This is a genomic window from Phycisphaeraceae bacterium, assembly GCA_019636655.1.
In the GTDB taxonomy this organism is placed as follows: Bacteria; Planctomycetota; Phycisphaerae; order Phycisphaerales; family UBA1924; genus JAHBXB01.
The window spans coordinates 231,341-253,222 of the sequence record JAHBXB010000004.1 but is presented as its reverse complement, the minus strand read 5'-3'; the positions used below and the strand labels follow the sequence as shown (position 1 = coordinate 253,222).

Annotated in this window: 19 protein-coding genes and 1 tRNA gene; 8 read left to right on the top strand and 12 right to left on the bottom strand. The window is 66.0% G+C overall.

Annotated elements, in window-relative coordinates:
- Positions 1-73 precede the first annotated feature (73 nt).
- Positions 74-799: a futalosine hydrolase gene (gene mqnB, locus KF745_12740; GenBank protein ID MBX3359280.1), complete on the bottom strand. Its 726-nt coding sequence runs from the start codon at positions 797-799 to the stop codon at positions 74-76.
- Between the two features lie 197 nt (positions 800-996).
- Between mqnB and KF745_12735 the strand changes: the two genes are divergently transcribed.
- Positions 997-2,793 carry an HlyD family efflux transporter periplasmic adaptor subunit gene (locus KF745_12735; GenBank protein ID MBX3359279.1) on the top strand — a complete coding sequence of 599 codons (1,797 nt, stop codon included), beginning with the start codon at positions 997-999 and terminating at the stop codon, positions 2,791-2,793.
- Between the two features lie 23 nt (positions 2,794-2,816).
- Here KF745_12735 and KF745_12730 read toward each other — a convergent pair whose 3' ends face one another.
- Positions 2,817-4,103: an HD domain-containing protein gene (locus KF745_12730; GenBank protein MBX3359278.1), complete on the bottom strand. Its 1,287-nt coding sequence runs from the start codon at positions 4,101-4,103 to the stop codon at positions 2,817-2,819.
- 317 nt (positions 4,104-4,420) lie between these two features.
- Between KF745_12730 and KF745_12725 the strand changes: the two genes are divergently transcribed.
- Both KF745_12725 and KF745_12720 read left to right on the top strand, forming a co-directional pair.
- Positions 4,421-4,494: transfer RNA gene (locus KF745_12725), tRNA-Ile, on the top strand.
- A gap of 5 nt (positions 4,495-4,499) precedes the next feature.
- On the top strand, positions 4,500-4,784 hold the full coding sequence (locus KF745_12720; protein MBX3359277.1) for a hypothetical protein: 285 nt from the start codon (positions 4,500-4,502) through the stop codon (positions 4,782-4,784).
- 169 nt (positions 4,785-4,953) lie between these two features.
- Here KF745_12720 and KF745_12715 read toward each other — a convergent pair whose 3' ends face one another.
- From KF745_12715 to KF745_12685, 7 genes are all read right to left on the bottom strand, one after another.
- The gene (locus KF745_12715; protein MBX3359276.1) at positions 4,954-5,490 is read right to left on the bottom strand and encodes a hypothetical protein; all 537 of its coding nucleotides are present in this window, start codon (positions 5,488-5,490) and stop codon (positions 4,954-4,956) included.
- A gap of 416 nt (positions 5,491-5,906) precedes the next feature.
- Positions 5,907-6,173 (bottom strand): hypothetical protein, encoded by a 267-nt coding sequence (locus tag KF745_12710; GenBank protein MBX3359275.1) that lies wholly within the window; start codon positions 6,171-6,173, stop codon positions 5,907-5,909.
- Positions 6,174-7,298: 1,125 nt separating this feature from the next.
- Complete coding sequence (locus KF745_12705; GenBank protein MBX3359274.1) at positions 7,299-10,451, bottom strand: multidrug efflux RND transporter permease subunit; 3,153 nt, start codon at positions 10,449-10,451, stop codon at positions 7,299-7,301.
- Positions 10,452-10,466: 15 nt separating this feature from the next.
- The gene (locus tag KF745_12700; GenBank protein ID MBX3359273.1) at positions 10,467-11,690 is read right to left on the bottom strand and encodes an efflux RND transporter periplasmic adaptor subunit; all 1,224 of its coding nucleotides are present in this window, start codon (positions 11,688-11,690) and stop codon (positions 10,467-10,469) included.
- A gap of 131 nt (positions 11,691-11,821) precedes the next feature.
- Complete coding sequence (locus KF745_12695; GenBank protein MBX3359272.1) at positions 11,822-12,364, bottom strand: hypothetical protein; 543 nt, start codon at positions 12,362-12,364, stop codon at positions 11,822-11,824.
- A gap of 91 nt (positions 12,365-12,455) precedes the next feature.
- Entirely contained in the window at positions 12,456-13,229 is a 774-nt protein-coding gene (locus KF745_12690; GenBank protein ID MBX3359271.1) for an SDR family oxidoreductase, read from the bottom strand.
- 170 nt (positions 13,230-13,399) lie between these two features.
- Positions 13,400-13,834: a hypothetical protein gene (locus tag KF745_12685; GenBank protein ID MBX3359270.1), complete on the bottom strand. Its 435-nt coding sequence runs from the start codon at positions 13,832-13,834 to the stop codon at positions 13,400-13,402.
- A 270-nt stretch (positions 13,835-14,104) separates the two neighbouring features.
- Between KF745_12685 and KF745_12680 the strand changes: the two genes are divergently transcribed.
- Positions 14,105-14,887, top strand: a complete 783-nt coding sequence (locus tag KF745_12680) for a hypothetical protein (protein ID MBX3359269.1) — start codon at positions 14,105-14,107, stop codon at positions 14,885-14,887.
- Here the strand turns inward: KF745_12680 and KF745_12675 are convergent.
- The 3 genes from KF745_12675 to aat all read right to left on the bottom strand — a co-directional run bounded on the left by KF745_12675 (position 14,844) and on the right by aat (position 19,124).
- Entirely contained in the window at positions 14,844-16,751 is a 1,908-nt protein-coding gene (locus KF745_12675) for a Na+:solute symporter (GenBank protein ID MBX3359268.1), read from the bottom strand. The two genes, KF745_12680 and KF745_12675, sit on opposite strands and share 44 nt — an antisense overlap.
- 37 nt (positions 16,752-16,788) lie before the next feature.
- A complete protein-coding gene (locus KF745_12670) occupies positions 16,789-18,177 on the bottom strand; it encodes a VCBS repeat-containing protein (GenBank protein ID MBX3359267.1) in 1,389 nt (462 codons plus the stop codon).
- A 275-nt stretch (positions 18,178-18,452) separates the two neighbouring features.
- The gene (gene aat / locus KF745_12665) at positions 18,453-19,124 is read right to left on the bottom strand and encodes a leucyl/phenylalanyl-tRNA--protein transferase (protein ID MBX3359266.1); all 672 of its coding nucleotides are present in this window, start codon (positions 19,122-19,124) and stop codon (positions 18,453-18,455) included.
- 192 nt (positions 19,125-19,316) lie between these two features.
- Here aat and KF745_12660 point away from each other — a divergent pair, with 192 nt between their 5' ends.
- The 4 genes from KF745_12660 to guaB all read left to right on the top strand — a co-directional run bounded on the left by KF745_12660 (position 19,317) and on the right by guaB (position 21,882).
- Positions 19,317-19,556, top strand: coding sequence for a hypothetical protein (locus tag KF745_12660; GenBank protein MBX3359265.1), 240 nt, complete (start codon positions 19,317-19,319; stop codon positions 19,554-19,556).
- A gap of 61 nt (positions 19,557-19,617) precedes the next feature.
- On the top strand, positions 19,618-19,869 hold the full coding sequence (locus tag KF745_12655; GenBank protein MBX3359264.1) for a hypothetical protein: 252 nt from the start codon (positions 19,618-19,620) through the stop codon (positions 19,867-19,869).
- Positions 19,870-19,879: 10 nt separating this feature from the next.
- Entirely contained in the window at positions 19,880-20,158 is a 279-nt protein-coding gene (locus KF745_12650) for a hypothetical protein (protein MBX3359263.1), read from the top strand.
- Positions 20,159-20,250: 92 nt separating this feature from the next.
- Positions 20,251-21,882, top strand: coding sequence for an IMP dehydrogenase (gene guaB, locus KF745_12645; protein MBX3359262.1), 1,632 nt, complete (start codon positions 20,251-20,253; stop codon positions 21,880-21,882).

Here is a 21,882-nt window from a genome sequence, read left to right as displayed (position 1 = left end):
TGCGCAGGTCGCGTAACCCGCAGAGCTTCCGCCCAGAACCCGCCCTCGCCGCCCAGTCCGAGAACCCTCTCCCTCAGCCCCTGCTCATGGCCTCCACGAGCCTGCCTGCCGTGGTTGCTAAACGCTCCAACGCCAACGACAAATCCCACCGCTGCGTAGACCGCGCCCCGGTCGTGTTCGACACCACGCGAACCTCAATAAACGGCGCCCCAAGACGGGCACAAGCCAGTCCCACGGCCGCGCCTTCCATGGCCTCGACCGCCGCTCCCGTCCGCCGGACAACCTCTCCCGCCAAAGCATCGGTGCCCGAGCAGGTGGAGACCGTGGCAATGGCACACACCTGATCAGCCACTGGCTCAAACCGAGCCAGAAGCTCGGCGTCGGCCATGACCCGGGACCCCACCACTCCGGGCGGAGGCCCCAACGGAAACCCCATTGCCGCGCAGTCAACAAAGCCACGCCCCGTCTCCAGCCCCTCATCCGCAAAGACGCTGAACTCCCCCACGACAACACCCCCCAGTTCAAGCCCCGCGCCGGGGAGCACCCCCCCGACCCCCAGCGACACGACAGCCCTGTGACGCCGCAGATCGAGGACTCGCGCTACAGCTGCCGCCGCATTGGCCTTGCCAATCCCAGTCTCGGCCACCTCGCAGCCGCCAACCACCGTGAGCCGAGGCCACGATCCCGAGGCCTGATCGGGATCGTCCCGGCTTCCCAAACCCCGCAGAACGGCGCGAACCTCGGCCGAGGCGGCCACAGCAACCAGAATGACGCCCTTTTCTGTCAAATTGGCCCTCAATCCCCGATGCTCACTCCCACTGCCCGTAGCATCATAAAGGAGGCGGGGACGTTTGGCGTCTGGGCGCATTGGGGAACTCCTCCTCGCCCCGCCGGTACCACCAGCCGTACACGCCGTCTGACCACACTGAACCCATGGCAAAAACGATCCTTACATCCGAATTCAGACGCCCCCGTCCCCGACAGGAGGGCCGGCTCATGGTCAAAGTGCTCATCCCAGTCGTAGTTCTCGCCGGGCTTGCGGTCGGAGCGACCGCCCTGATTCGGTCCCAGGGGGATGCCGGGGTGGCAGCCGCATCAGGCACTTTGGACATGTACTCGGTGCAGCGCACCTCCTTTGACATCACCACAACGTCGAGCGGCGAGCTGGAGGCGAAGAACTCCACCGAGATCCGTAACAAGCTTGAAGGTGGCCAGGCCACGATCCTGGAGATCGTTGAAGAAGGAAAGTTCGTCAAGGCCGGCGACCTGCTGATCAAGCTGAACGACGAGGACATCAAGAACAAGATCAGCGAGGCTGATTCGCAGCTGGAATCGGCCAAGGCCGAGGAGATCTCCGCCCGCGAGAACTACGAGATCCAGATCAGCCAGAACGACTCCGCGTACCGCGCTGCCGAACTCAAGCTTGACCTGGCTCGCCTGGAACTCCGCCAGTGGCTGGAGGGAGAGGTCAAGCAGAAGCGTCAGGACAACGCCCTCGCCATCGACCGCGGCCGGCGCGAGCGAGACCGCACCAAGGACAAGCACGACCAGAGCGTCAACCTCGAGAAGGAAGGCTTCCTCAGCAAGGACCAGCTCAAGCTCGACGAGCTGGCCTATCTCCAAGCCGAGGCGGATCTCGACAAGGCCGAGCTCGCGCAGAGGGTCTACGAAGAGTTCCAGTACCCCAAGGACGAGAAGACCAAGCAGAGCGCCGTCGACGAGGCCGCCGCGGAGCTCGAACGCGTCAAGAAGAAGAACAACTCCGAACTGGCTTCAAAGAAGGCCGCGCTCGAAAACCGTACACGCCAGACCGTGCTCCGCGATGAGGCCCTCGCCAAACTCAAGGCCCAACTCGCTGCTACCACCATCACGGCGCCGAAAGAGGGGCTCGTTGTCTACGGCACCACGGCGGAAATGTCCCGCAACGGCTGGTTCCGCGGTGACGGTCCCCTGGCCATCGGCTCGCAGGTCTATCCCAACCAACTCCTGATCGTCCTTCCCGACACCACCGAGATGGTCGCCACCGTCAAGGTCCACGAGAGCCTCGCCGGCAAGGTCCGCGAGGGACTCCCCGCCACGATCAAGGTCGAGGCCCTTGGCGGTCGCACATTCGAAGGCAAGGTGCAGAACATCTCCGTCCTCGCCGAGCAGACTGGCCGCTGGATGGACCCCAACCTGCGCGAGTACACCGTCAAGATCGCAATCACGAGCGGCACCCAGTCCGGCCTCAAGCCCTCGATGCGATGCGAGTCCGAGCTTCGCCTTGGTCGCGTCGATGACGCACTTGCCGTGCCAGTCCAGGCTGTTTTCAACGAGGGCCCGCTGCGGTACGCCTTCGTCCCTGCCTCTGGCGGCAAGTTCGTGAAGCGGCCGATCAAGATCGGCCGCCGCTCCGATCGGTTCATCGAAGTTGCAGCGGGCATCGAAGCGGACGAGCAGGTACTCCTCCGCCAACCCGTGGCAGGCGAGATCCTCGGTACACCATGGTCCGAAGCGCAACTCGCCGCGGTCGGCTTTCACCTGAACGCCGAGGGCAAGGTCGAAGCCATCGCGGGAGCTGCACCCGACGGCCCCGGCGGACGCGAAGGACGCGGGCCCAAGGGACGCGGACCTGCGACCGCCTCGGCTGCTCCAGCGACCACAACCGCCGAGAACACCGCGGCCCCGCCTCCCGTCGCTACACCGGAATCATCCGATCCCCCTGCCGAGTCCACGGCTGAAACGCCCGCTGCGACCCCGGCCGTGGCGCCGACGGAGGCGTCAACCGCCGCGGTCGCCAAGCCCGCAACCTGATCTACTCACCGGGCAGTCGGCTGTCATGCCGCCGACCGCCCGCTCGCATCATCACCGGCGCCGGGCGCGGATGCCGCCGATTCGTCCTTCACAGCCAGTTTTTCGGCCGTGGGTTGAGTTCGCAACGAGGGAAGTGGCCCAAAGTTATCCAACGCGGTTTCCACCCCATCAATGGCGACGATGTGCAGGTCTCGCCGCTGCCTGAGATCGATCTCCGGGCCAAGCGACGACTCGTCGCCCGCTTGACAATCCAGCCGCGACACGTGCCGCACCGTCGGCCGACATGGATCCGACGCGTCCCATCCGGTCACCACGGCCACGTCCCCATCGCTCAACTGAACCATCGACCCCGGCGAGTACGCCGGGATGACCGTCAGCAGCGCCCGGTACACCACCGGATCGATCTCGAGCCGCCGGGCCATCTCCAGCATCCGCCGCAGCACCCGCACGGCAGGTACCGACAGCATCGCCGCCCCCGGTGGCGAGCGCAGGCGGCTGAATGTCTCCGCCACGGCCACGATCCTCGCAAAGACGTGAATCTGCCGTCCCGCGAGCGGCGCCGCCGTCCCATCCAACCGGCGGATCTGCGGGAACCCCGTCCCGTCGTACCGCTGGTGGTGGTGCAACGCCACCGCAGCCGCCGTCGGCGGCACCTGCCCCCGCAGCAGGTCGAACCCCAGCGTCACGTGCTTGCGCACGTCCGGATCCGACAGGTCCTGCGTTGCGATCCACCTCGCCTGCGCCTCGGGCGACAGCCTGAGCATGCCCACATCGTGCAGCAGCGCCCCAAGACCCAGGCTCTCGGTCCGCTTCGCCCGCGCCGGTGAGATCAGCGTGCGCTGGTCGACGAGGTACCCATCCAGCCGCAGACCCAGCAGCAGCGAAATGAAGCAGACGTTGCTGCTGTGGGCCAGCAGCGGCCGGTCGTGGTCGATCATGTCCTGCAGGAACAGCGCCGCGCCGGGAGACTCGATCAGTTTCTGCAGCATCCCGTGCACCGCATCCGCAAAGGGCGCAAAGTCCATCGGGCCGTGCGACTCCTTCACCGCTTCCTCGAACCCGGTTGCCAGCGTCGACGTCAGTTTGGCGTGCTCCGCGGCGATCTGCGGGCTCACGTACCGTGCCAGAAAGTCCAGAGCCGGATACCGGATCCAAAGCACCGGAACTCGGTATTCGCGCAGCTTGTCCAGCGCCGCCTGGTCCAGCACCGCGTTGGGCTTGAGCAGAACATGCCCGAGCTGCTTCGGGTGGAGCACCGGCTGGGCCAGCGCCATTCCCGGGCGAGCATTCGCAGTGAGCACTCTGAGCATCAACCACTCCGCCCGCGTCCGGCCGCGGCCCCGGTCTCGTTGTGGCGTCTTCCACCGATCCGGTCTCGTCACCATTTATCGGCACGGCGGGACTCCCTGTTCCGGCGGGTCCACAGACTTGTGCAGCGTCGGCCGGGGGTATCGGACCACCCCGCCGTCTGGTCGTACCCCCCCTCCCTGGCACCTCCTTGACCCGCCCCACCTCCCACGGACCCAACCGGTCCTCCGCAGCCCTGTACTAGAGCGTCGTGGCAGTTCACTTGTGGCCTGTGTGGCGTATACTTCCGACCCAAAGCCGGTGGCTTCCCGCCGGACGCGGGCTTGTAGCTCAGTTGGTTAGAGCGCACGCTTGATAAGCGTGAGGTCGCTGGTTCGAGTCCAGCCAGGCCCATTCCTGTGGCCGGGTCCGTCACCGTCCACACCGGGTGGTTGTTCGCCAGCGGCGTCCCCACGCCCCCGCCGCCTCCGCTCATCCCCCCGCCCGGCGACGCCGGCCCGGTGATCTGGCAGACCAGGTCGTCCACCCCGGCCTCGCCGGCGCCGTCCGCCGCGGCCGACCAGACGTACTCCCGCTCTGTCCGCTGCTGCTGCAGCACCAGTTCGGGGTCGGTGATCTCCTTCGGGCTCAGGCCCGGCACCGGCGCCAGCACGATCTCCTGGACCCGGCGGACCCCGTCGTAGTAGTAGTGCTCGACGTGGACGATCTTGCCCTCATCGTCCCACGGCTTCTGCGAGAGGATCAACCGGCCCAGCGCGTCGTACGTGTGGTGCAGCACCCACACGCCAGGTGTCCCGCTATCCACCTTGCCGTCGGAGTCGAACGTCAGCTGTCACAACTCAAACAAACGTCCTATTCATCTACAATGGGCGGGCGCCCATGCCACCCCTCAATAATGCCCTGTTCTAATCTAATTGCGAATGCCTCCGTTCCATACAAAGAATAATCAGCACACTGAGACGCCTCTTCAGCTGTGATCCTGATCCTCTCTCGATAACAATCTTCCTGCAAGGTGTGCTCGTCATGCGGAACGAGTAGCCATCGACGAAAAGTGGGGTGGTAGTACGAGAACAACGGCACCGGCCACTCACCAGGCAAAAACTCCTTAATACTACCCGCCAGCGGCCAATCCCCAGATGCGATTTGATTGTCGCCAGTAAGCACTACGAGCGTCGCATTATTGGCACTCAATGTGGCGATCTGATCGTTACGAGGCATCTCAAGATACCGCGGGCCGAATCCGTACAAGAGCGTAGTTCGATTCCCAGGCCGAACCCTCGGCATTCTCCTTGCAACAACCCCCAAACCATACCCGCCACCAACGGGCAACGGAATGGCGACAATTGCACCCGGCTCTGCGTCATGGCACGCCTTTTTTCTAACTCTCAAGTCTGCACCTGTTGTCTATTTCTTCTTTCTCAAGACATCCCTGGCATCATTCATATAATTTGAGACAAGCGTTACCTGCGACACCAACGCCGCAAAGACCCGACCGGTCGCATCTCCACCTGCAGCATGCGCACCCTCTTCCCTCCTACGCCGTGCTCCCGTCCGGTAGGTGATAGCAGCTCGCCGACAAAGCGACTTTGTCCGCCGGTTTGTTGGTGACAAATCGCGCACCGTACGCGATATTCGCCCAAACGCTCCGATCACGCCAGCGCAGATTGTACGCGATGGAGCGACTTGGAAGCAACGCTAAGGCGATGCCGACATGCCGCATGAGGCACCTCCTTGTTGGCCCTCGGCCTCCGGCGAGCAGCGTACCCGCCTCGGGTCAGGCTTCCTCATGGAATCAGGACGCGGTTCTATACATATATCTCGCGGCCATCTCCAACGATGCCAAACGACTCGAACTGCTCGTTTGTGCATTCCATTGTTATCGCTCCGACGTCGAGTGTTATCGTGATGCCGTACGGATTGAACTGCTCCACCGCGATGATCGTGCCGCCAATGAATCCGATGAGTGCTATCCCGGCATCTGGCAAGTGTGTTGGTTCGAGAACGCTACCATCCGCAAGCGTGACGCGAACGCGCGATCGCAGGCTGATTACCACATCTGGCGGTTTGGACAAGTACAAGTCTACGGGCCATGACGACACACGGACCGCGGTGAGCTGATACCCAATAAGAAACATGAGGTCGTCGATGGGGGGCCAAGGGCGAGCGCGCATCACGACCCTCTCTCCGGAGATTTGTACCCCGGTGGCAATGGGGTGTCGGATAGTTGCAAGCCCTCGCCGCATTGAATAACAGGAAGCCGAGGCGTTGCAGCGATCCATTGAGGCAGAATACCATATCTGTTGTCGCCCCGAAACAGATTACGGATCGCCCGGTCGACAACCACTCCGTTGCTTGCGTATAGATTGCGCTCGCAGCCCCGGTGCCCAGATCCCGGAACGGGAACATATAATGAATAATGCGCTGTGTTCATTGCCAGTACTCTATTGTCAGATTCCAGGAAACTGGCTGGCCTGTGGCGGGGACGCGCGAATCGGCGGCGGAGGCGAGGCCCGCGTCGCTCCACATTCCGTGACCCGGGCGAGACCGCCCCTACCAATCGTCACCCGCTGCCCATTGCTTGATTGCGTCGCACAAATGCCCACCGCCGCTGAATTCGTGCTCTCGAACCAAGAGCCTCCTTCCATCCCGCCACTCTAGCAGCAGAGCTCCCTTGCCATCGCGCTGAATCCGTGCGCACTCCGTGCGTAGCCGCACGTATTCGTTTATCATAGAACGAACAATCATTTGATTACCACAGATACTCACGAACGTTATTCTTCTGATCAGCATGCGCCATGACAAATACATCAATGCCAGCACTATTGATGCCGCCAGTACTTGATACGCCGCCTGAACATACAGATTCGGCCACCGTCGACCGTATTCTGTGATTCCTAGGGCAAATGCGATAGTCCACAAGAAGGCTGCAACGATGCATGTTTGCCGAATACCACCGGTTCTTGCCCTCCATTCAATCGAATTCATGCCGTCACCTGCCGAAGAAAAGCCACTGTAGCTTTCGGGTCTCCTCGGAAGAGCCCGCTGAGACCAACCCTGAGAGTACCACTGCCAGCCACAGTAGGGATGCCGCTGTTTGGCTGTGTGCCTCTCCCGGGACCGGCGCCACCCATGTGGGCGGGCCAACAGTCATTGTCAGGGGTCCTACAGATCAGTCGGCATGCCGCCGCGCGGCTGGACTAGGCCGGTACGGGCTGCACGCGGCGGAACCGGCGGGACAGCCACTCGGATGCCGCGGTGATTGCTACGTACAGAACCGGCGTGAAGACGAGGCCCAGGAACGTGTTGCCGATCATGCCGAAGAACACGGCGGTGCCGATGGCCTGGCGGCTGGCGGCGCCGGCGCCGGTCGCGTTCACCAGCGGGAGCACGCCCAGGATGAACGCCAGGGCCGTCATCAGGATGGGCCGGAGCCGCTGCCGAGCCGCCTCGACGACCGAATCGATGATCGGCTGACCGTTGGCGCGGTTGGTCTTGGCGAACTCGACGATGAGGATCGCGTTCTTGGCGCCCAGGCCGACGAGGAGCACGAGGCCGACCTGCGTGTAGATGTTGTTGTCCATGCCACGCCAGAGCAAGCCCAGCATCGCGCCCAGGACGGCCAGCGGAATGGACAGGATGACCGCCAGAGGAATCGTCCAGCTCTCATAGAGCGCGGCGAGGATGAGGTACACGACCGTCAGGGCAAGCACAAAGACCAGCCCCGCGGTGCCAGCGGCGCGGCTCTCCTGGAAGGACAGGGCCGTCCATTCGTAATCGATGCCCTGCGGCGCCTTCTGGCGGATCATGTCCTCGACTACGGCCATGGTCTCGCCCGTGCTCACGCCCGGGGCCCCAGCGCCATTGACGGCCGCCGCGGGATAGAGGTTGTACCGGATGACCCGATCCGGTCCCATCGATTCATCGATCTTGAGGAGCGAGCTCAGAGGGATCATCTGACCCGAGGCGTTGCGCACCTGGAGGAGCTTGACCTGATCCGCCCGGTAGCGGAAGGCGCTGTCGGCCTGCACGTCCACCTGCCAGGTGCGTCCGAACTTGTTGAAGTCGTTGACATACGCGGAGCCGAGGTTGACGCTCAGCGTGCTGAACACATCGGCCAGCGAGAGGCCGAGCTTCTTGCACTTCTCGCGGTCGATGTCGGCCATGAGCTGCGGGACGGCGGCCTTGTACGGGGAGGAGACCCGCCGCAGTTTCGACTGCGTGTTGGCGTCGTTGACGAACTCCTGCACGAACTGCTGCATCTGCTGGCGCCCGACGCCCGCGCGGTCTTCCAGGCGCAGGTCAAACCCCGAAGCGTTGCCGATCCCGTCGACGGCGGGCCGGTAGAACGCGATGACGGTGCCCTCCTGGATCTGGGCGAACTTCTGCCGCACCTCGGCGAGCATCGTGTACATGTCGCGGTGGCGGGGGACGCGGTAGGACCAAGGCTTCAGGCCGGCGAAGACAACTCCGTAGTTGGAGCCGTTGCCCGCGATGAGGGAAAAGCCCTGGAACCCGCCGCGGTGGGCCACACCGTCGGTTTCCCCGAAGATCTGCTCGACTCGCTTCAGGACGTTCAGGGTGCGCTCCTGGCTGGCGCTGTCGGGCATCCAGATTTCGGCGATCAGGAGGCCCTTGTCCTCGTCGGGAACGAAGCCCGTGGGCACGCGCGCCAGGCTCCAGAGGATGAGCGCACCCAGCGCTGCGAACGCCGCGAGCGATACACCGATCATGGAGGGGCGCACGACAAACCGGATAGCCCTGGCGTACCGGTCGGCCACAACGTCGAACACGCGGTCGAATGTTCGCTTGAAGATGTTGTGCTTCTGCCCCGCCCGGTGCTCCCGCAGGATCACCCCGGAGAGCGCGGGGCTGAGCGTGAGAGCGCACAGGGCGCTGAAGAACGTGCTGGCCGCGATCGTGAGCGCAAACTGCCGGTAGAGCTGACCGCTGATGCCAGGCAGCGCGGCGGTAGGCAGAAACACGGCCATGAGCACGAGCGAGATGCCGACGACAGGGCCGAACACCTCAAGCATGGCACGGGACGTCGCCTCCTTTGGCGGCAGGTGATGCTCGGAGAGGTTCCGCTCGACGTTCTCAACGACGACGATGGCGTCATCGACGACAATCCCGATGGCGAGGATCAGCCCAAACAGCGTCGGGAGATTGAGCGAGAACCCGAACACCTTCATCGCGAAGAAGGTCCCCACGAGCGACACAGGAATCGCTGCAATCGGAATGATCGTGGAGCGGACGCTCCCCAGGAAGACGAGCACCACGAGGATGACCAGGCCCGAGGCCTCGAAGATCGTGCGGTACACCTCGTCGATCGCCGAGGCCACGAACTCTGAAGTGTCGTAGATCGTGCGGAACTCGAGTCCCTTGGGAAGGTCCTTCGACAGGCGGTCGAGCAGGTCGCGCAGGCTCGCCGCGACCTGCACGGAGTTGCCGCCCGGCGACTGGTAGACCACCATGAGTGCCGACGGGACGCCATCGACGCGTCCGAGCGTGTCGTAGGACTTCGCGCCCAGTTCCACGCGGGCCACGTCCCTGACCCTGACGATGCGGTTCCCGTCGGCACGGATGATGATGTCCTCGAACTGCTCGGGCGTCTGCAGCCGGCCGAGGGTCGTGATGGAATACTGGAATCCCTGCCCCTCCGGAACCGGCGGCTGCCCGATGTTGCCCGCGGCGACCTGGACGTTCTGCTCCCGCAGGGCGCCCAGCACATCCGTGGTGGTCAGGGCACGACCCCGGAGTTTGTCCGGGTCCAGCCAGATGCGCATGCCGTAGTCCTTGCCGGGACGGATCAGCGTATCGCCCACGCCCGGGATGCGTTTCACCTGGTCGTTGACGCTGATGAGCAGGTAGTTGGCAAGGTACAGGTCGGTGTACTCGGGAGTGGCCGCCGGGTCGACCGGCGTCAGGGCGAGCACCGACACGATGCTCGTGGAGACCTTGGTCGTCGTCACCCCCTGGCGGCGCACCTCATCGGGCAGCTGCGCCAGGGCGATGGACACACGGTTCTGCACGAGCACAGAGGCGATGTCGACGTCCGTGCCGACCTCGAACGAAACGTTAAGCGTGTAGGAGCCGTCGCTGGCCGACGTGCTCTCCATGTAGATCATGCGGTCAACGCCGTTGACCTGCTGCTCGATCGGGGCGGCAACCGTGTCGGCGACGACCTGGGCGCTCGCGCCGGGATACACCGTCGTCACCCGGATGATCGGGGGCGCAATCTCGGGATATTGGGCGACCGGCAGCGTCGGGAACGAGACCGCGCCGGCGATCATGATCAGAATCGCGATCACGCACGCGACGATGGGCCGGCGGATGAAGAACTGGCTGAACATGCGTCGGGTGCTTTTCTACTTGTTCGCGGCGTCGGCCGCCGGCGCGTCTTGCGCTGCCGCGTCCTGTTCCTTCGCGGTCACGGTGATCCCCGGGCGGGCCCGCTGCAGCCCGTTGACGATGACCCGGTCAGTCGGGCTCAGCCCCTCCGTGACGACGCGCAGCGCCCCATCGAGCGATCCGATCTTCACCCGACGAACCTCGACAACGCCTTGGTCGTTGACCACGAACGCGAATCGCCCGGACTGGTCGGTCAGGAGGGCGATGTCCGGAACGACCGTCTGCTCGGCCTCATCCAGCAGCAGCCTCATCCGCACGAACAGACCCGGCAGCAGGACGCCGTCCTCGTTCTCGAAGCGGCAGCGCACCCTGAGCGTGCCCGACTGCGCGTTGAGTGCAGGGTCCACATAGTCGATGCGGCCGTGAACGTTGTACTCCGTCGAATCCGCTGTTGCCAGCTCGACGCGGCGCCACTCGCCGGGGGTGACCTGGCCCGGCTCCGCATCCGGCTGCTGGGCCATCCGCGCCCGCCGGATGAGCAGGACGTCGCTCTCGCCGACGTCGACCGACACGTACAGCGGCCGGTTGCTCTCGATCACCGCGAGGGCCGTCGGCTGCCCGCCGGCCCCGACAAGGTTCCCGACATCGACAAGGTTCTTCGTGATGCGGCCATCGATGGGCGCCCGAACCTGCGTGAACTCCACGTTCAGGTGCGCCTTCGCCAGCGCCGCGCGGGCCAGCTCCAGCTGCGCCTTCGCCTTGTCGCGGTCGGCGACAGCCTGGTCGGTCTCCTGCGGCGTTCCCGCCGCCGCCTTGTCCACCACGTTGACACGATGTAGCGTGACTTCGGCCAGGCGCAGCGCCGCCTCGCGGTCCGCGACATCGGCCTCCGCCTTCCTGGCCTCGGCCTCGTACTCACGGGGATCAATGACGAAGAGCAAATCGCCCTTCTTGACCTCCGCTCCGGGCTTGAAGCTCACCTTTTCCAGGAACCCCGGCACACGGGCCCGCAGTTCGACAACCTCGTACGCCTCGGTCGTGCCGGTGTAGTCCAGATAGCGGGTGACCGTTTTTCGCACGGGATGCGCCACGGTGACCTCGGGCGGCGGCGGCGGCTTGTACTCGTTCATCCGCGGCTTGCAGCCCGTGACCCCGGAGAGCGCGATCAGGACTGCCGCGAGCCACATCGATTCGCTGGCGAGGCCCGACCTGACAACGGATCCTGTTGATGTCTTCCTCATGGGCAGACTTCCACGTCCGGAACAACTCTGATCCATCGAGTGCCGCGAGCCGATGCCGGCAAGGGTAGCGCCGCCGCTCGGACCGCGGCCCACGGCGATCCTGGGGCGGCGCAGGGAGCCACGACCCCACATCATCGTCCCTGCGAGAGCATCACCGGCGGTCTCCCCTGCCAGCCCTCGCAAATCGCTCGGTCGAGCTTGCCGGCAAACGCACCGGGAGTATTGAAGCCGTAATCGGCACACGATCGCGCATCTTCGATAGTGATCGTGTTTCGTTCTCCAAACTCTTCGTCTAACGTGTCCTCGACGTGTCGGATCTCCAGCCACCGACGGAGGGTGTCATGGTAATACGAAAACCTCGGCATCGGCCACTCGCCGCGGCTGAACTCCTGCACCTTGCCTACGATCTTCCAGCTGCCAGAGGCTATCTCATCATCATAGGTTACAAGGACTATGTTCGCATGTCTCGGATCTAATCTGCCAATCTCCACGGCAAGGGGGAGCTCGGGCAGCCGCGGCCCGAAACCGTAACCCAGAATCCGGCGGCTGCCATACAACACCTTCGTCGCCCACCTCGACACGACGGCAATGCCATACCCGCCGGACGACGGAAGCGGCACCGCAACGACCGTGCCCTCCTCCGCAGGCGGGCGTCGAACACCTCGTCGCTTCACGTCTCATACTCCTGGCACGATCGCCGACGCCTCGCAGCGACACCTCATGGTCTAGGCTGCCGCACAACGGCTTGTGCGAACCGCACGCTCGCTACCCATGGGACTTGCCCGCCGGTTTCGTGCCGCTGCTCCTGAACCACTCGTCGAACGTCGTCGCCCCATGGCGAGCGCCTTTTCCCGGGGTGATGGTGTGATCATCCAGCTTGGTACCAAAATAACGAGCCGCCGCGTCCGTCGTCACCCTTCGAACGTCCTTCTTCGCAGCCAGGTACCGACGGACGATCTCATCCATGCCAACCGCCTCCGGGCCCCCCAGTTCGACGGTACCATTCTGCGGGTCGGCTAAGGCCACATCGGCCAGCGCCGCGGCGACGTCCTCCGCGGCAATCGGCTGCACCAGGGCGGGTGGCAGCCGCACCACGGCACCCTCGGTGCTCGAATCCGCGATGCTCCCCAGGAACTCGAAGAACTGCGTGGCCCGGAGGATCGTGTAGGGCACGCCGGACGCCTTGATCAGGTCCTCCTGAGCCACCTTGGCGCGCATGTACCCGCTGTCCGGCGCGCGGTCGGCCCCTACAACCGAGAGCGCCACGTGGTGCCCCACGCCAGCCTGCCGCTCAGCCGCCGCGAGATTGCGGGCTGAGACCGTAAAAAACTCCATCACCGCCGAGTCCTCGAACGACGGCGAGTTCGTCACATCAACGACGACCCGAGCCCCCGCCAGGGCACCCGCCAGACCCACGCCGGTAACCGCGTTCACCCCCGAGGACGGCGACGCCGCGACTACATCGTGGCCCAGTCGGCGGAGCTTCCCAACCAGATTGGCGCCGATGAGCCCACTCCCGCCAATGACGACGATCTTCATGGGTGTTCCTTTATAAAGTGCCCACGAGTGGAGAACGGTAGCCACTCGACGGGCTAGAGCACGGAGCCGTCTGCCGCCACCAAGAAAACCTCCAGTACTCCCGAAGGAGGCGACCGGGATCGGTGATGAGTCTTACCCCCTCACACTATCAGTGCACGCCGCATAGCGCACTAAAGTCCCCACATTGCGCTACAAAGCAGCAGCAAGAACGCCACCCCGGCGACGATCCCCGCCGCGACCTCGCCGAGAAGGCGCCAGCCGCCCTCGAGCTTGTCCCCCATCATGATCAGGGCGACGCCGCACGCTGCCGTCGCCACACAGACCGACACAAGTGTTCCAAGCACAACCGACGCGCCGCTCGGCGCCCGGGTTATGTACACGAGAGCGGCCAGAGCAGCAGCCGGAACCGCGGCGAACAGCGTGTCGAACGCATCCAGGTCTGCGCCGAATGGCTCGCCATAGATGCCAGTGTCTTGAACAGGCTTTTCCTTTTCGTACTCAGTGCTATCGACGATGCTCCAATCGCACTCTGGACACCGTCCGGATCGAATGCCGGACAGGTCATACCCGCATCGACCGCACATTCCAGACGTCTTGTTGTGCATCGCCTGGCTCTTCCAACAGACACCGAGTGTCCCCCGGTCTCCAGGACTCTTCCATGTATTCGGACGCGTCCATCGTACTCCGCATTGTTGCACCGCCAAGGCGCGGTTGATGTCAGTGCCGCCGCCGAGGTCGCCTGGCATAACCCCCGCAACCAACCTGGCGCCAGCCGCATATGGACTCGTCGCAGCCTACTGCTCACACCCAGTAATCACCCGCAACCCCGCTTCGCGGCTGTCGTGTACAGTCACGTACCCGCCCGAGGCACCACGATGAACGACATCTCCTCCGAACTCGCCATCAGCGCCCTCCTGCTCTTTGGCCTCTTCGGCTCGGTCGAACTCGGCCTCTGGCTCGGACGACTCCGTTACGACCGAGAGGGGGACGCCGTGGGCCGGGCCGGTTCCCAGTTCGGCGCCGTCCAGGGAGCCCTGCTCGGCCTGCTCGGGCTTCTTCTGGGCTTCAGTTTCGCTGGCTCGGCCTCCCGCTTCATCGATCGTCAGGACTACATCACCCGCGAAGCCAACGCGATCGGCACGGCGTACCTGCGGGCCGATGTTCTGGATCCGCTGAACCGCGCCGAACTGCAGAACTCCCTCAGGGAATACTGGCGCAACCGGACAACCCTCCTCACCACCCCCATCTCCCAGGCGCCCCCGGTGATGGACGAAATGGAGCGCCTCCACAACCGCATGTGGGCCGCTGCGATCGATGGCGTCGAGCGCAAGCCCAGCGTAACCATGGCCGTCCTCCCCGCGATCAACGAGATCATCGATCTCCACGCCGCCCGCAACGCCGCGGCGATCCGCCACCTGCCCATCCCCGTGCTCACGCTGCTGGTGACGAGCGCCGTGATCTGCCTCGCGATCGTCGGCTACTCCGACTCCGCCCAAGGCGGACGGCACCGTCTCGCGCACTGGGCCTTTGCACTGCTTATCGCCGGCACCCTCTGGGTCATCATCGACCTGGACTACCCGCGCCACGGCCTGATCCGCCTCGACGCGACACCGCTCACATCGATGAAGTCGCTCGGTGGAGGCGCTCCGTCCCAGTAGCCGCCCGGCCCAGCCCCCGCCTCCACCACACAGGCACCAGCGCCAGGCCAACACCCAGCACCGCAGCCGGCACCCACCACGACCGATCCGGATGAGGCACCAGCAGCCGCCCAGCGCCGTACAGGCACGCGTACAGCGACACCGCGCACACCGCCGTCGTCACCAGCGCCGTCCTCAGCCCCTCGCGCGATCGGCCCGCCGACTCCCCAGCCAGCCTCGATGCACGCCCCCAGAATCCCACCGGCCGCACCCGCTCGTAGAACCCCGCCAGCGTCTTATCCCCCGTCCGCGGCGTCACCCACGTCACGCCGATGGCCGCGGCCGTCGACACCGCGGCCATCACACCCAGCCGCAGCCACTCCTGGCTCGGATCCCCCGCGACCATCAGCAGCACCGGCGCCAGCACCAGCGACACCGCCATCGCCGCGAACTCGGACCACAGGTTGATCCGCTCCCACAGCCACCGCAGCACCAGCACCGAGCCCACACCGGCGCCGAACAGCAGCGAGATCTTCCACGCCTGCTGGATCGAGTCGAGCGCCGGCACCAGCGCGAGCGCCATCGCGATCAGCAGCAGGTTCGACATCCGCGCCACCAACACCAGTTCCCGCGGGCCCGACCGGCGACCGAGCCACGCCCCGCACAGCAGCCGCTTGTAGAGATCGTTCGCCCAGTACCCCGCGCCCCAGTTCATGTGTGTGTCCAGCGTCGACGCCAGAGCCGCGAGCATGCCGACGAGCATCAGCCCGCGAGCACCCGCCGGGAGCAGATCGTTGATCCCCGTGATGAACGAGAACTCCCGGACCGCCTGGAACGTCGCCCCGTCCCGCGCGAGCGACCCCCGCGGGTACACCACCAGCAGCGCCACCGCGATCAGCAGCCACGGCAGGCTCCGCAGCAGGATCTGCAGCCACGCGAACGTCACCCCGGCCGACCTCGCCTCCCGCTCGTCGCGGCAACTCATCGTGCGCTGCGCCAAATACCCCGTCCCGTCGCTGCTGACCTGAAACACCCATTGCAGGCTGATGATCACCAGGAACGGCGCCATCGCAGCCCCGACCGGGGGCGCAAACCCCAGCAGCGCGGACGCCCGCTCCGCGCCCCAAGCCTCGCTCACGCGCCCAACCAGCCCGTCGAGTCCACCCGCCGCCCGCACCGCGACGAACGCATAGATGAGCGTGCCGGCGATCGACAGCGCGAACTGGAACACATCGGTGAACACCACGCCGCGGAGCCCGCCCGTCATCGAGTACATCGCGACAAACGCCATGATCGCGACCACGCTGAGCAGGTTGTTCGCCGACGCGACCTCCGGATCAAGATCCGTCAGCCCCGACGCGACCACCACCCCACTCGCGCTCACCATCCGCACCAGCCACCCATGCATCCCCGCCGGCAGCCACTCGTTCCACGGCAGGAACACCTCCGTGATGGCGACGGTCGCCTTGAGCACCATCGCCAGCACCACGCAGTTGATCACCGTCCCGTAGTAGATCGCCTTGATCGTCCGCAGCGCCAGCACCCCGCGCCCGTCGTAGCGGGCCTCGACCAGTTCCGCATCGGTCAGCACACCCGCCCGTTGCCACCGAGCGCCGAACACAAACGCCAGCAACAGGAACGCTATCCCGTAGATCCACAACTGCCAGAGCGCGAAGATGCCCGCCGTGGCCACCAGCCCCGTGACCACAAGCGGCGTGTCCGCGGCGAACTGCGTCGCCGCCATGCTCGTGCCCGCCTGCCACCCGCGCATCGTCCGCCCGGCAAGGAAGAACTCGCCGAGGTTGCGCGACGCACTCCGCCGCATCCACAACCCCGCCCCCACCGAGACGACGACAAACACCGCGAGGATCGCCAGGTCGATCATTGATCACGATAGACACGCCCCCCTCCCACTCCACCCCTCAGCACCCCTCGCTCAACGCCTCGAACCACAGCCGCACGTACGCGGCGACATCCGCTCCATCCACCACCCCGTCGCCGTTGAGATCCTCGAACCGCCGCTCGTTGCTCTGGATCTCCTCCACCCATCGCTGCGTAAACGCCGCGAGGTCCGCCGGCGTCACCGCCCCATCGCGATCGACATCCGCCTCACACGGTGTCGCGCTGTCGTTCCGCCAGACGCTCAGCACCGCTTCCCCGGATCGGCCCACCGGATACGCCAGCAACGCCAGGTCAGCGAAACTCGACCCCGCCAGATCCGTGCTCACCGCCGCCGCGATCCGCTGATCCGTCGCCGGAAACGGCAGCCGAACCGCGAACCGCCACAGCCCCTCGTTGATCATCACCTCCCCGTTCCCCATCCCGGGCGCCGGGATCTTGACGATGTCCAGGTCGCGATCCCCATCCACATCCATCACCACGATCGACTGCGTCCGCGACGAGTCCTCCGACCGCGTCTCGTGGAACACCACGTCGAACCGGTACCCGCCCGTCGCGCTCAGCACGTACAGCCCGCCGTTGTCCTCGTCGGCCCCCGATTCCCCGAACAGCACCAGGTCCGGCGCCCCGCTCTCGGTCATCGGCACCAGGAACGCCCCCGCCCGGACACCATCCACATCCGCAAACCGCATGTCCACGTGCCGCGTCGATGCGTACCCGAACGTCCCATCCCCGCGCCCCACGTTCACGTCGATCGTCGTCTCGGCGACCGTCGACATCCCCGAGTCCGAGATCGTCACCACATCCACCGCCCCGTCGAAGTTCAGGTCCCCCACCAGCAACGCCCCGTACGTCATCCCGATCCCCGACAGAATCGGCGCCCCGAACCCACCGTGTCCGTCCCCGAGCACCACGCTGATCTGAGCCGAAGTCGTCGTCGAGATGATGTCCAGGTGCCCGTCACCGTTGACATCCGCCGCCGCCACCGCACGACCCTTGAGCGCCATCGTCGTCGCCGGCGGATTGATGCAGTTCGCCCACGGCGTCTCGCGCACCAGCCGCCCCTCCGGCGTGCCGATCAGAATCGTCATGTTCTCGTACGCCCCACCCCCCTCCGGGAACGCCCGCGAGGTCACCACGTCCGCCGTCCCGTCCTCGTTGAAGTCCCCCACCGCCAGCGCCGCGTAGTCCAGCCCCCGCGACCCCACCGGCGACGACTTGAACGCCGGCGCAAACTCCCCCCCTGACCGGTTCAGGTACACGCTGAACTGGTGCCGATCCGCGCCGTTGACCGTGGTCGTGTCCGAGACCAGCAGATCCGCCCGCCCATCCGTATTGAAGTCCGCCAGCACCGCAATCGGCCCCCGGCGGTCCATCCCCAGCACCCGAGGCGATCCCAGCGGTGCGAACATGGGCTTTCCAGACAACTGCGCGAACGCAGGGGAGCTGGTCAGAATGGCCCCCCCACTCAACAGAATCACTGGTCCCAGCACAGAGATGCGCATCGGTAAAAAGCCCTGAGACAAGGAGTTGTGGATAGCAGCCCCGCGGCGCGCCGTGGCGCTCGCACACGACCCCACAGTGCATCCATCCCAGGGCCGCCACCCCGGGATCCGGGGAGCCTACCAGATCTCGCGCCCCCGATCCAACGCCCCTCGCCGACTTGTCCAGGTTTTACGAACCACGCTTACCCCACCAGCCGCTCCAACACTCGCCCCGGCTCAAACGGCAACCACTCCGCACCCCCAGCCGCGGCCCCCGCCAGCAACTCCATGAACTTCCCGCGGCTGACCTCCACCACCCCGAACCGCGCCGTATGCGGATTCACGATCTGTACATCCAGCAGCGTGTACCCGCGATGTCGCAGGTGCGACACCAGGTGCGCCAGACACACCTTTGACGCATCCGTCCCCCCCTCCTCCGGCCGCGAGAACATTGACTCGGCGATGAACGCCCGCCCGATCGCGATGCCGTAGATCCCCCCCACCAGCGTGCGCCGCCGCGTCGGCGCCCACGCCTCGATCGAGTGCGCGCACCCCGCCCGATGCAGCGCCCCGTAGTACCCCAGGATCGTCTCGTTGATCCACGTCTCGTTCCGGCGTGACCCCGTCGTCGCGCACCGGCGCGTCACCTCCTCGAACGCCTCATCGGTCGAAACCCGGAGCCCGGTCCGCCGCAACTTCTTCTCCAGCGAGCGCGGGCAGTGAAATCCCCCGGCCTCCAATGGCAGGATCGCCCGCTTCACCGGGTTGTACCACGGCACCTCGCCCTCGGGATCGTCCGGGTCCGCCATCGGGAAGTACCCCGACCGGTACGCCTCCAGCAGGGCCGACACCACTCCCCGTTCCGCGGTGCTCATCGCCGCACAACTCCCCAATCCCTCCAGCCCCCCAATTATCCGCACCCGCCGCCCAACCTCCCGGTCCCCGGTAGAATTCCACGCGGGCCCAATGAAACCCGCCGTCCCGAGATCCCAACCACCTTCCACGACGGGGGTCGGGAGAACACGGCCCCGCGCCCCTCTCCCGAGCCCCCTACACGGGAGCCGCCGATGGACGTCAGCATTCTCGCCGAACGCGTCCTCCGCGAGGACATCCTCATCCCCGCCCTCATCGCCGGGGCGATCGTTCTCTCCATCCTCATCAAGACCGTCGGCTCCACCATCAAGTCCGTAGCCCAGGAGCGGACCCGCCGCGAGATCGCCGCCTACATCGCCGAGGGCTCTATGTCCTCCGAGCAGGGCGAGCGGCTCCTTCGCGCCGGCGCCAAGCCGCCGGAGTCCTGCTCCTGATTCTTCTGGCAGCGCGGCCGGCGCGCGGCTGCACCACCCCCGCACCGACAAAGGGCGACTTATGAGCGGCATCCTCACACTCGGCGCCTTGGATTCCTGGGTCTTCGCGATGATGATCGGAGGCGTCGTCGCCGTCGTCCTGGTCGGCATCATCACCGACGCGATCACCAAGGTCACCCGCACACGCACCCGCGAAGAGTCCCGGCGCGAGATCGCCGCCTACGTCGCCGAGGGCAGCATCTCCGCCGACGAGGGCGCCAAACTCCTCTCCGCCGGCGAATCGATCAAGGACAAACTCGGCGTCAAGTCATAGGAGCACCACCATGCTGGCCCTCGCCTGCTCCCTCTCCGAGCTGCTGAACTCGCCCATCAACGACGACTGGATCCGCTTCACCGCGATCTCCGGCGGCCTGTTCATCGCCGGCCTCTGGATCGTCGGCTCCACCATCCGCTCGATCGCCCGCACCCGCGCCCGCGAGCAGTCCCGGCGCGAGATCGCCGCCTACGTCGCCGAGGGCTCTATGTCCGCCGAGGACGCCGAACGCATCCTCTACGCCGGCAGCCCCTCCTGGGAACGCCCGGGCTCCTGCCGCAGCGCCTGAGCCGCCTGCCCGGTTCCCGCCGCAACCCGCCGCCCACCCCGCCCGCGCGGGGTCGTTGTTGACTCCCCGTCCCGGTCTGTCTACTCATATCCATGGACGGCAAGCCGAAAACGACACGGGCCAGGCGGGGCGGATCTTCCAACGGAACCACGCGGCCTCAGGGCTCCACCGCCCAGGACGCCTCGCCGACCAACTGGGGCGACCCCGAGACCTCCAAGATCGTCGCCGAGGGCGTCACCTTTGACGACGTCCTCCTCCTCCCCATGGCCAGCAGCGTCATGCCCGCCGACGCCGACCTCTCCACCCGCTTCAGCCGCAACATCCGCATCAACATCCCCGTCGTCTCCGCGCCGATGGACACCGTCACCGAGTCCGCCCTCGCCATCGCCCTAGCCCAGGAGGGCGGCATCGGCATCATCCACCGCAACCTCCCCGTCGAGGCCCAGGCCCGCGAGGTCTCCAAGGTCAAGCGTTCCGCCAACGGCGTGATCCTCGATCCCATCACCCTCGGCCCCGACGACACCGTCGGCCGCGCCCGCGAACTGATGCGCCAGTTCAACGTCTCCGGCTTCCCCGTCACCGCCGACGGCCACCAGACCCTCCGCTCCAAGGGCCGGGTCATCGGCATCCTCACCCGCCGCGACCTCAAGTTCGTCGAGGATGAGAAGACCCCCATCGGCAAGGTCCTGACCTCCTCCGACCTCATCACCGCGCCCCCCGGCACCACCCTCGAAGAGGCCGAGCGCATCCTCTACAAGAACAAGGTCGAGAAACTCCTCCTCGTCGACAGGCACGGCAACCTCGCCGGCATGATCACCCAGCGAGACATCGACCGCCTCAGCCAGTTCCCCCGTGCCAACCTCGATTCCCGCGGCCGGCTCGTCTGCGGCGGCGCCTGCGGCGTCGACCAGTACGACCGCGTCGAGGCCCTCCTCGCCGCCGAGGCCGACGTCATCGTCATCGACACCTCCCACGGCCACTCCGAGAACGTCATCCGCACCGTCCGCGAGATCAAGAAGCGCTACGGCGGCAAGGACGGCTCCAAGGTCGAGGTCGTCGCCGGCAACGTCGCCACCGCCGAGGCCGCCCGCGCCCTCGCCGAGGCCGGCGCCGACGGCGTCAAGGCCGGAATCGGCCCCGGCTCCATCTGCACCACCCGCATCGTCACCGGCGTCGGCGTCCCCCAGATCACCGCCGTCTTCAACGCCGTCCGCGGCGTCCACCTCTCCCGCCGCGGCATCCCCGTCATCGCCGACGGCGGGATCCGCCAGTCCGGCGACATCGCCAAGGCCATCGCCGCCGGCGCCGAGAGTGTCATGCTCGGCTCCCTCTTCGCCGGGCTCGACGAATCGCCCGGCGAACTGGTCATCTCCCACGGCCGCCGCTACAAGTCGTACCGCGGCATGGGGTCCGAGGGCGCCATGAACGCCGGCTCCGCCGACCGCTACGGCCAGGGCCTCGACGGCAAGAAGTCCCTGAAGTTCGTCCCCGAGGGCGTCGAGGGACTCGTCCCCTACCGCGGCCCGCTCGCCGAGTTCCTCTACCAACTCGTCGGCGGCCTGCGCGCCTCCATGGGCTACTGCGGCTGCCGCACCATCGCCGACTTCCGCGAGCGAACCCGCTTCTGCCGCGTCACCGCCGCCGCCATCGTCGAGAGCCACCCCCACGACATCCGCATCACCCGCGAGGCGCCGAACTACACCGTCGAGACCAAGGGCGAATAG